This is a genomic window from Neobacillus sp. Fa239 (assembly GCF_055395235.1).
In genome coordinates, this window is the sequence record NZ_AP041611.1 from 5,438,878 (window position 1) to 5,449,370 (window position 10,493).

The 10,493-nt window shown below is 40.9% G+C and carries 10 protein-coding genes and 1 riboswitch; of the genes, 5 read left to right on the forward strand and 5 right to left on the reverse strand.

Annotated features, from left to right (window positions below):
• The 3 genes from ACZ5XR_RS26865 to ACZ5XR_RS26875 all read right to left on the reverse strand — a co-directional run bounded on the left by ACZ5XR_RS26865 (position 1) and on the right by ACZ5XR_RS26875 (position 3,520).
• Positions 1 to 1,182, reverse strand: coding sequence for a carboxylate--amine ligase (locus tag ACZ5XR_RS26865; RefSeq protein ID WP_464499490.1), 1,182 nt, complete (start codon positions 1,180 to 1,182; stop codon positions 1 to 3).
• Positions 1,183 to 1,541: 359 nt separating this feature from the next.
• Entirely contained in the window at positions 1,542 to 2,042 is a 501-nt protein-coding gene (queF, locus tag ACZ5XR_RS26870; RefSeq protein ID WP_464499491.1) for a preQ(1) synthase, read from the reverse strand.
• A gap of 92 nt (positions 2,043 to 2,134) precedes the next feature.
• Positions 2,135 to 2,181: riboswitch (PreQ1 riboswitch) on the reverse strand.
• A gap of 73 nt (positions 2,182 to 2,254) precedes the next feature.
• On the reverse strand, positions 2,255 to 3,520 hold the full coding sequence (locus ACZ5XR_RS26875; RefSeq protein WP_464499492.1) for an MFS transporter: 1,266 nt from the start codon (positions 3,518 to 3,520) through the stop codon (positions 2,255 to 2,257).
• A gap of 174 nt (positions 3,521 to 3,694) precedes the next feature.
• On the opposite strand from ACZ5XR_RS26875, the gene ACZ5XR_RS26880 reads away from it, so the two are divergent.
• From ACZ5XR_RS26880 to ACZ5XR_RS26900, 5 genes are all read left to right on the forward strand, one after another.
• Complete coding sequence (locus tag ACZ5XR_RS26880) at positions 3,695 to 4,390, forward strand: DUF899 domain-containing protein (RefSeq protein ID WP_464499493.1); 696 nt, start codon at positions 3,695 to 3,697, stop codon at positions 4,388 to 4,390.
• A 147-nt stretch (positions 4,391 to 4,537) separates the two neighbouring features.
• Complete coding sequence (locus ACZ5XR_RS26885; protein WP_464502449.1) at positions 4,538 to 5,440, forward strand: ABC transporter ATP-binding protein; 903 nt, start codon at positions 4,538 to 4,540, stop codon at positions 5,438 to 5,440.
• Position 5,441: 1 nt separating this feature from the next.
• Complete coding sequence (locus ACZ5XR_RS26890; protein WP_464499494.1) at positions 5,442 to 6,179, forward strand: ABC transporter permease; 738 nt, start codon at positions 5,442 to 5,444, stop codon at positions 6,177 to 6,179.
• 5 nt (positions 6,180 to 6,184) lie between these two features.
• Entirely contained in the window at positions 6,185 to 7,315 is a 1,131-nt protein-coding gene (locus ACZ5XR_RS26895) for an ATP-binding protein (RefSeq protein WP_464499495.1), read from the forward strand.
• Entirely contained in the window at positions 7,312 to 7,914 is a 603-nt protein-coding gene (locus tag ACZ5XR_RS26900) for a response regulator (protein ID WP_464499496.1), read from the forward strand. The genes ACZ5XR_RS26895 and ACZ5XR_RS26900 overlap by 4 nt, the downstream gene beginning before the upstream one ends.
• Positions 7,915 to 7,963: 49 nt before the next feature.
• Here ACZ5XR_RS26900 and ACZ5XR_RS26905 read toward each other — a convergent pair whose 3' ends face one another.
• Positions 7,964 to 8,557 (reverse strand): hypothetical protein, encoded by a 594-nt coding sequence (locus ACZ5XR_RS26905; RefSeq protein ID WP_464499497.1) that lies wholly within the window; start codon positions 8,555 to 8,557, stop codon positions 7,964 to 7,966.
• 14 nt (positions 8,558 to 8,571) lie between these two features.
• Complete coding sequence (locus ACZ5XR_RS26910; RefSeq protein ID WP_464502450.1) at positions 8,572 to 9,744, reverse strand: Alp7A family actin-like protein; 1,173 nt, start codon at positions 9,742 to 9,744, stop codon at positions 8,572 to 8,574.
• Between the last annotated feature and the right edge of the window lie 749 nt (positions 9,745 to 10,493).

Sequence of the window (10,493 nt, forward strand, 5' to 3'; positions counted from 1 at the left end):
TTACTTGAAAATTTTCTTGGCAAACTTACCGGCAATAATCCCTGCATAGGAAATTCCTGGAGCAGGATCCTTCCAATCCCAAATCGCATAGGCATGCTTTTTAAAATAGGAGGCAAATACGTTGCCGACGGAAAGCTGACCTTCTTTAATATAATCCTTTACTGCCAGCATATCTTCATACCCGTACCAGAACACCTGGCCGGTATTCTCTTTGATGGCCTTTGGCGGAAGCGGGTTTCCAGTCAACTCGCGATACGCAATATAAGGCATATTAAGGCCGATTTTATTGATGAGCGTGTTAAAATTAGTCGTCCGCACGTTGATTTCAATTAAATAGAACTTGCCGGTTTCGGCATCCTTTTTAAATTCAATTTCGGCAAAGCCCTTCCAGCCGATTTCTTCCAAAAATTTACCGCCGATTTCATACAGCTCCGGGATATATTTTTGACCCGTATAAACGGACGCACCGAAGTTGATCGGATACTGACGGAACTTTTGAAAGGTTGCCCAATGGGTGACCTTTGAATTTTGGTCTAAATACGCATCAAACGTGTGCATATGGTCATCAAAGCCGGGAATAATCCGCTGTATGATGACTTCCAAGCCAGCCTCTTCGGCCTTCTTTAACGCTTCTTGTAATTCTTGACGATTATGAACCTTAAAAAGTTTCCTTCTAAATTTTGCCACGAAGGTCGGCGAATCCGTTGGTTTGACGATACAAGGGTATTTCAAGATGCTTTCCACTTTTTCAAAAAGGTTTTCTTCATTGACCCTTACCGTCTCTGGAACATTAACTCCTTTTTCCATAGCAATCCTGTGCAGGACTTCTTTGTTCATTGCCTTCGTATAAAGGCCTTTTTCTGTTTGTGGAATCAGGTAATATTTTCGGATTTCATCCAAATATTCATCAATGACTTCCACATAGGAATCATGGCACGGAAACAATACGGGCTTGGCACTTTGTTTCTTTGCATAATCTATTAAAAATTGAACAAATTTCTCTGATTCATTTTTATAATGAGGGGCGATCAGCCGTTCAGTAGTATATTTTGATTTTGCCCCGTAAGTATTTTCATCCGAATAATCCACCGCCACTGTCTGGATCCCGTTCGTTCCTAAGCAGCGGATTACGCTCAGGCCGATATAATAATTGCATCCTAAAATAACTGCCTTATTATTCATACGTTCTTCTCCCCATTTTATGTCCTGCCCTCGTCCCGCCAAAAAAATGGGCCACGAGGCATTCATTGATTTATCTAGAATAAAACAAATGTAATCTAGTTGTTATTTCAGTTAAGTTCTAATTCTATCAAATTCATACACATCTAAAAAATTCGCAACTTTAATTATATGACTATCCTCCATTATTATAAAGCAATTTAATCGAATATTAATTGTAAGTATTTAGGAATTTTTCTCAGGTGCCTGCCACCATCAAATAATTATAGGGTATCTTTCAGCTTGTTTACAGGACCATTAGGATTATTTATCAATTTAAATACAAAAGACCTTGGAATCCAAGGTCTTCTTGTTTTTTAAGCTTAACGGTTGTCCACTTTCTCTGGATATAGATCATGATTCATCAAGCGGAATTGGGCCATTTCTTCATATTTCGTGCCTGGTTTTCCATAATTGCACCATGGGTCAATGGAAATACCTCCGCGCGGCGTGAATTTTCCCCATACCTCAATATATCTTGGGTCCAGTAACTTAATGAGATCGTTCATGATGATATTGACACAATCTTCGTGGAAGTCACCGTGGTTTCGGAAGCTGAAAAGATACAATTTCAGTGATTTACTTTCGACAATTTTCTTATCCGGCACATACGAGATGTACATCGTTGCAAAATCCGGCTGCTTTGTTAATGGGCAAAGACTCGTGAATTCCGGGCAATTAAATTTAACAAAATAATCGCGATTGGAATGGAGATTATCTACTGCCTCCAATACTTCCGGTGCATATTCAAATGAATATTGTGTATGTTGATTCCCTAATAGGGTTAAATCCTCTAATCCTTCTTCGTGCTTACGTCCTGACATGAAAAAACCCCCTTGAAAAATGGAACCCGCCACCTTTCAAGAGAGCCGCTTGTAAACCAATCAATAAAAAACGAGGATAGGAAAAAGTCCATATATCCATAGTTTTTTATAGAGGGTTTCAGCTATGAACCTCTCCCGTCACAGTACGGGTATTCTCTTCTAACCATCATAATGAACCGGAATCCAATCGTCAACCTAAAAAATAAGCCAAACTATTCCAAAGCTGCCTTTTGCGTTTCCTTTTGTGGTTTTTCCTTAATAAGAACTCCCCCAACAAAGCCTAAAAATGAGAATAGGACCGGAATAATAAAACCATAGTGGTACCCGACACTGCTTGCAGCAGTGTGATAATGATCCAATACTTTCCCAAAGATACTCGGTAACAATACAGCGCTTAAAAAGCCGCCTGTATTGGCAAATCCTGAAACCACTCCGACCTCTTTCATTGGGAAGGATTTACGAACAACGGCAAAGGTTAAAGCGCTGGCACCATTTCCATATCCGATAATGAAAAAGAGAATGACCAGCATGTAAACCGGCGGCTTGCCATTAAACAAAATGAAAGATGCCCAGCTTAAAAAAATGAAGATATGAACCGTGACATAGGGACGTTTGATCGAATCCATACGGCTTGATATCCATGATGTCAACGGTGCGCCAATAATGGCCCCTATTAAACCAAGCATAATAAGCTGACTCGCACCTGAACGCGTCATTCCATAAACGTGCATCCCATACGGCACGGCCCATGAACCGATAAAACCAACATATGTACCAACAGCACCGAAGTGACAGAAGAAGGTTGCCCATGCTTGGCGGTCAGAAAAGATCCGCTTTAATAAAAGGATAATATTTTCTTGTTTTTTGACTATTTTCATCGATGGAGAAGCGGACTTTATGGTTTGTTTTGGTTTTTTCACGAGGACAAAATAAAGGATTAAACCACAAAGACATAAAAGAATTCCGATTGTCAAAAATGGCATTCTCCATCCCGTTAAGGAAATCCATGCCGAAAAAGGAACGGTCGCCAATAAGAAGCCCAAACTCCCTGTCACGCCAGCAATACCAAGTAATCCGACAAATTCCTTTACTTTAAACCACTGGCTTAAGATCAGAACCAAATTGACCCATATTGTCGCATCGCCAATTCCCACCAATAATCTCGCAAAGAGGAGGACGGTTCCGTTCGGGGCTAAACTGTATATAACAGTTCCCAATCCATTAAGCAATGCCCCACAAACAAGGAAAAAATTGGGACCAAAGCGATCCGCCAGGATTCCGACCGGAATCTGCAAACCAGCATAGGCCAAAAATTGAATGCTGGTCATTAATCCAATCATCGAGGCGGACACACTGAAATCCTTCATCAACTGATCGGTAATTAATCCCGGTGCCGTTCTTTGGCTTACGATTAAAAAATAAGTAAACAGTACCGAGGCAAAGACAACCCAGCGATACTTGCTATTTTGTTTATCCAATGATCTCTACTCCCGCTCAAATAAATTAACTTTACTATTATACACCTTTTCCCAATAATCGATTTATCATTTGCTCAGAAAGAGACTTTTCATTTATTCCAGATTGAAAGCAAAGCATATCTCTTTCCGCATGGGAGATAATAGGACTGGTAAAGTCGCAAAAGAGGTGTTGTTATGGACGGAAACAAAATCCTGCCGCATGATCAGTGGATTGAAGCAAGGAAAGAACTGCTTCAAAAAGAGAAGGAATTTACCAGATTGCGGGATGAACTAACAAATGCGAGAAGAAAACTTCCATGGGAAACCGTCAGTAAGTCGTACCAATTCGACGGGCCTGATGGCCAGATGCCATTGACGGACCTGTTTGCAGGAAGAAGTCAGCTGATCGTTTATCATTTCATGTTCAATCCTGACTGGGATCAAGGCTGCAAGCACTGTTCCTTCTGGGCAGATCACTACAGCGGGATGATCCCCCACTTAAATCATCGTGACGTCACCTTCATCTGTATTTCCCGGGCACCGCTGGAAAAGCTTGATGCATTTAAAAAGCGGATGGGCTGGTCGTTTCCTTGGTATTCTTCACAGTATACGGATTTTAATTATGATTTCCAAGCTTCCTTCACGGAAGAGGAAGTAGATAAGAATGAAGCCTATTACAACTACACATGCCAAAATCCAATGAGCACGGACAGAGAAGGTGTAAGTGTATTCTACAAAGATGAAGATGGAAGCATATTTCATACCTACTCCACTTATGCCCGCGGCATTGACATGATGAACATCACCTACCAATTCCTCGACCTGGTGCCCAAGGGACGGCAGGACGACCGCGGCCTACGGCACAGCGACCAATACGTTGCAAAAATATAGGGGGTCATTCCCCCGCTGCTTTAAAGCAGCGGAGGAATGACCCCTCTTTTTATGACATTTGTCACCTGATATTGATGACAATGCTTACTAAGATTCCCATTTCCAGCATTATACAATGATAGTAAGAAAACTGGAGGTGTTCGGATGATGAATGAAGTGTTGAGTGTATTGCAGGTATCCAAGGTGTTTCAGCATAAAACAGCGGTTGATCAGGTGAGTTTTTCGATTGGAAAGGGTGAAGTGGTGGCCATTCTCGGACCGAATGGGGCTGGAAAGACAACAATGATCTCGATGATCCTCGGGCTGCTTAAACCAACGGTCGGAGAAATTAAGCTTTTTCAACAGGATCCCGCTAAGAAACTGGTTCGCGAAAAACTTGGAACCATGCTGCAGGAGATTAGTGTCATCCCAGGGTTAAAGGTTAGTGAAATACTGGAACTTATCTGCAGTTATTACCCGCATCCACTGCCAATAAACGAACTAATCAGCTTAACAGGACTGACTGAGCAGGATTTGAAAACGAGAGCAGAAAAATTGTCCGGGGGGCAAAAGCGCCGCCTCAGCTTTGCCTTGGCATTGGCAGGCAACCCGGAATTAATGATTTTCGACGAGCCGACTGTCGGTATGGATATATCTTCAAGAAGCCGCTTTTGGCAAACCATCCGCTCTCTTAGTGAACAAGGAAAAACCATTATTTTTTCGACTCACTATTTACAGGAGGCAGACGATGCAGCAGGAAGAATCCTATTATTAAAAGAAGGCAAAATCGTTGCAGATGGAACACCCATGCAAATCAAAGCCAGCATTAGAAAGCAGTCGATATCCTTTATGATAACACCTGAACAACCGCTGGAGATGCTGTATAAGCATGCGGAAATTGAACGGGTTTTTAGAAAAAATGACCGAGTTTATCTGGAATCTGACAATACGGACAGATTGCTTGAACTCATTTTCGAGGCAAAGATCGGAGCTTATGATATTCAAATTGAGCGCGGAAACCTGGAAGAAGCGTTTGAACAATTAACAAGCGGCAATAAGGAGGAAATGTAAAATGAAGGCATTTCAAATGCAATGCAAAGCAGAAATCAAGAGAGTCTTAAGGAATCGGTATTTTGTGTTTTGGTCCCTCGCCATGCCGATTATCTTCTATTACATTTTTACAAAAGTGGTGAACACGCATGCTGTGGACCAAAAAGAATGGCAGGCGCATTATTTAATGTCAATGACTGCCTTTAGTGTGATGGGTTCATCCATCATGACTCTCGGGATTCGCATCGTGCAGGAACGCACTCAAGGCTGGTCGACTTATATTCGTCTCACACCACTTTCCGACCGCGTGTACTTTGCTTCACAGCTCATCGGTCAAAGTGTGATACACCTTTTATCCATTATCGTTATCTTTATAGCCGGAGCTTTCATCAATCGCATATCGCTGTCACCAATCGAATGGCTGGCAAGCGGATTATGGATTCTAGTCGCAGCACTTCCATTTATGGCTTTAGGTACATTGATTGGAATGGTGAAAAGAGTCGAAACCGCTTCAGGTGTCAGCAATGTCATCTATATGGTTTTAGCCGTAGCCGGCGGTATGTGGACTCCGCTTGAAATGATGCCGAAGACGATGCAGAATATCGGCCACTGGCTTCCTTCCTATCATTTTGGGAACGGCGCATGGCAGATTGTCAGTGGCAATTCGCCTGACTGGAAAAACATTCTAATTTTAATCACTTACCTTGCCTTGTTCATGGTAATATCTAAATATATTAGAAGAAAACAAGAAGCGGTGTGATGCGGATGCCAGAAAAAAGGATCACAATATTTCCGAAGCAATTTGGCTTTTTTCCTTATATTTTCCTCATTTATCTATTATTCCCGATCTTTTCTTTAACAACGGAAACAGGGTTGAAACAAATGATCGGTTTTATCCTAGTGGCTTTATTTTTAATCACATATCGACAGCTGTATTGCAGCATGGGAAAAAGGGCATTTACCTACTGGCTGGCCCTGCAGCTGTCTATTATTTTCCTGTTTAGCTTTTTTTATAACATAAATTATATTTTTCTCGGCTTTTTTCCTGCAAACTTTATTGGCTTTTATCGTGGAAAAACAAAATTTAACAGGGGACTGATCAGTCTTGCATTTGTTGAATTGATTCCCTTTCTCTATCACATTAAATCGGTACAATCACCTGCACAGCTGTTTTATTTCCTTCCTTTTATTGTCATCATCCTATGTTCCCCCTTTGGCATTCGCTCGATGAATAGACGGATGGAACTGGAGCGAAAGCTTGATCAGGCGAACCAGCAAATTGAGGAGCTCGTGAAAAGGGAAGAGCGCGTGCGCATTGCCCGCGATCTTCACGACACACTCGGGCACACACTCTCCCTTCTGACGTTAAAAAGTCAGCTTGTCCAACGGTTAGTTACCGTCGACTCGGAGCGTGCTAAGGCGGAAGCAAGGGAAATGGAAATCACCTCGAGGTCCGCCTTAAAGCAGGTCCGCGAACTCGTTTCCGATATGAGGGCGATCACGATTGCCGAGGAGCTCGTCCAAATTCAGCCCATTTTAAGGGCAGCTGGAATTACCTATCAGTATGATGGTGAGGTCGATTTATCAAATATCCCTCCCTTTACGCAGAACATTGTCAGCATGTGTATAAGAGAAGCAGCCACGAATATTGTGAAACATAGCGGGGCGACACATTGCAAAATATCAATCTCTCAATCTACTGAAAAAATGATCATTGTGATCCAGGATGATGGGATGGGTCTTAATAAAAGTAAATCTTTTGGAAATGGGCTGCGAGGGATGGAAGAAAGACTGGCATTAATTGACGGTGGACTTGCGGTCTCAAACCATCACGGTGCCGTCTTGAAAATTTCCTTCCCAATTATTAAAAAAGCTGAAAAGGGGGCAGCAATTTGATTCGACTGTTTATTGCTGAAGACCAGCGAATGCTGTTAGGAGCGCTCGGCTCCTTACTTGATTTGGAAGAGGATATGATGGTCATTGGCCAGGCGATGAATGGCGAAGAAGCACTTTCCTCCATTCTAAGGCTTGAGCCGGATGTCTGTTTAATGGATATTGAAATGCCTGTTATGAACGGGTTGGAGGTGGCTGAGGAGCTGGTGCGGCAGGCCTCGCGGTCAAAGGTCATCATTTTAACAACCTTCGCCCGCCCCGGATATTTTGAACGTGCCGTTAAAATTGGGGTGCACGGTTACCTTCTTAAAGATGGTGAGATTGACGAACTGGCAAGTGCCATCCGTAAATGTATAACAGGGAAACGAATTTTCAGTCCGGAGCTGACATTTGATGTGATTCGCGAGGAGAATCCGCTCACATCAAGAGAACAAGAAATTTTGCGCCTCGCGGCATTAGGTAAATCCACCAAAGAAATCACTTCAGAGCTCTATTTATCATCAGGTACAGTCCGCAACTATATATCCGAAATCATCCATAAACTAAATGCCAAAAATCGAACAGAAGCCGCCAGCATCGCGGAGAAAAAAGGCTGGATTTAAAGAAGGGGTCAGTCCCCCGCTGCTTTAAAGCAGCGGGGGACTGACCCCTTTATTTATTCATTTTAGCCAGAAAATCGCCTAAGAGGCTGTCCAGATCATTTTCTTGTTCTTCTGTTTCTTTTTCCTCGATGGCAGGCTGACTTTGTTTCGCGTTTTCCCAGTCAAAGTCATCCAAGTCATCATCGAGGTTATCTAAATCAGCAGCTGCAGCAGTTTCCGCAAAAGTTATTGGATTTTCAGTCTTTATTTCCTTTGAAATAAATTCTTCCTGCAGGTACAATGCGTCGTCAATATTCAATGAATTACTATTCATTGAAGCAAGCAGTGAAGAAGCACGAACAGGGTCTGAAAGCAATTGAAAAATAATACTGCCCAGCAATGCCTCCGAATGTTCATGCTTTAGCCAATCTCTTTGTGCTTTACTTAATCGATGGGGGAGGGGAACCGTAACTGTTTCCCTTTCCCTTGTGAAAGAATGGCCGACACCCTGCATGACAAACTCAGCAATTTTACTGGAGAAGTTTCTTCTCTCCGTATCCTTTAGTTTTTGCAAATGCTTTAATAAATGGTCAGGTGTATCCGAAGGGACGCGGAATGAAATCGCTTGGCCCCGTTTAATCTCACTGGCAGTGGATTTTTTCATATGATCACCCTATATTATTTCTTAATTACCTCTTGTGGCACCTTAGGCTTCTCGGTCTTTCTGATAAAATCAGTAATAAGCTTATAATAAGCATTTGCCATCATCCAAATACTTTCTTTTTCGTCTTCAAAGAATTCTATATTATATCCATCTAAATTATTATTTAATGTCTTAATATATTCTTTTAATACATTCGCCCCGCCGCCAACAAAGTAGCAAATTTCTGTTTGCGAGTTTTTCAGCCATACATTGCGCAATAATCGATATTGTTTTTTGGCTAGTTCAAGAAGGATGCGGTCCGTAATATCATGAACACTAGTCCGGCTTCCTCGAACCATAATATGATTGCGGTCATTTTTCCTCGTAATAATTTCAACGACATCCCGGCGGCTGTCTAATTCTACACCATGCTTCGATCTAATTTCTTCTCTGATTGCCTCTAATGATTCCGATACCCCGAGATTAAATCCTTGTGCCTTATCATCATCGACATTTCGATTCTTAATGACCGCGATATCTGTCGATAATCCTCCGATATCTTGAATGATGATTCTTTTATCAATTAAATCTTTATTAATAATCTTTAGCTGACTATCCATCAACAGATTAATATATGCGGCAAATCCTTCCGGATAAATCTTTACTTCTTCGAATTTAATATTGACCTTTAAACCTTGGTACTTTGGTGTAACGAGAAATTCCACCTGATGCACAGAACCAACCAATCTAGAGCGATATCCAGCATCCTTTCCTTCCTTCACTTCACGAAGGGGGAGACCGGTTCCGAGCGTATAGTTCGCATCAATCACATTCTTATTTCTGGTGAACACATTGGCATTTTGTGATCTCACTGCATCTAAGGCCAGTGTGGTAAACAGCATGACTAGTGTTTGGTCTTCTTCTGATTTACTGCTTCCTGGATCCAATTCTGTCGCATTATTCATTTTGGTAGCCAAGTGACCCACACGATAAATGGAATTATTTTCTTTCAAGGCAGGGGAGTGCACCTTGACATGAATTCCTTCAAGGGGGTTTTTCGTATCTAATTCCTCTATGCCTATTACAGGACGATCCTCAGTATCTCTTGCAACAATGTTAGGTATATTTAATTCATAATCCATTTCTCCAAAAATAGCCTTAATCGAGTCATTTCCTACATCAACAGCCGCAATTCTAGATTTCATTATAATCAGCCTTCCTTTTTTAATAGATTAAGTAATTATTTATCTATTTACTAATTAATAGAGTATAGAAATTTAATAGATTCCACAATAAATAGAGTATAAAAATTTAATAAATTCTACAATGAGCAAAAGCAAAAAGAAATAAAACTGTAAACCTGTAAACATCTTGTAAACTGAAGCTGTTTTGTAAACATTTGTGTATACAAGTAAACAAATTCGTACACATGTTGTCATTTAAGGAAGTAAACGTATTCGTAAACACGTAAACATAAATGTATACAATTTGTTTACTTTTTTGTATACTTGTAAACGTTTTTGTAAACAGATATATTTTTCCTAATTTCTGATATTGAAAGCAATAAGGGACAGTCACTAATACGGAACAGCCCTTCCTGTTTTATCTCATTGCCACAACTAAATCTCCTCACATATATTCTTTTTTGCTCCCGAAGAAGATTGAATAGCATCCAAGAAAATTACATACGTCCGAAGAAATGCGATAGCATTTTCGAGGAGTCTTACCTACCTTTCTAATCAACTTCTAACAAAAACTATTTAAAAACACCAATCTTTTTGAAAACAACCAATATAAAAAGTTAGCTGTATCAAAATCTCTTGTTTATATGCGCTCCAAATTCAACAATTACCATTAACACATCCAAAATTTGAAGCTTTACAATATCCTATAGCGAACTTGAAAACATATATGGTAAATGCAAGACAAATCCTTATAAATGTTGATCTCAAAGGAT

Bases quoted from the DNA above. Each gene is read 5' to 3' on its own strand.
- ACZ5XR_RS26865 (WP_464499490.1), bottom strand. From the start codon at position 1,182: ATGAATAATAAGGCAGTTATTTTAGGATGCAATTATTATATCGGCCTG.
- queF (WP_464499491.1), bottom strand. From the start codon at position 2,042: ATGTCAGGACGTAAGCACGAAGAAGGATTAGAGGATTTAACCCTATTA.
- ACZ5XR_RS26880 (WP_464499493.1), top strand. From the start codon at position 3,695: ATGGACGGAAACAAAATCCTGCCGCATGATCAGTGGATTGAAGCAAGG.
- ACZ5XR_RS26885 (WP_464502449.1), top strand. From the start codon at position 4,538: ATGAATGAAGTGTTGAGTGTATTGCAGGTATCCAAGGTGTTTCAGCAT.
- ACZ5XR_RS26890 (WP_464499494.1), top strand. From the start codon at position 5,442: ATGAAGGCATTTCAAATGCAATGCAAAGCAGAAATCAAGAGAGTCTTA.
- ACZ5XR_RS26895 (WP_464499495.1), top strand. From the start codon at position 6,185: ATGCCAGAAAAAAGGATCACAATATTTCCGAAGCAATTTGGCTTTTTT.
- ACZ5XR_RS26905 (WP_464499497.1), bottom strand. From the start codon at position 8,557: ATGAAAAAATCCACTGCCAGTGAGATTAAACGGGGCCAAGCGATTTCA.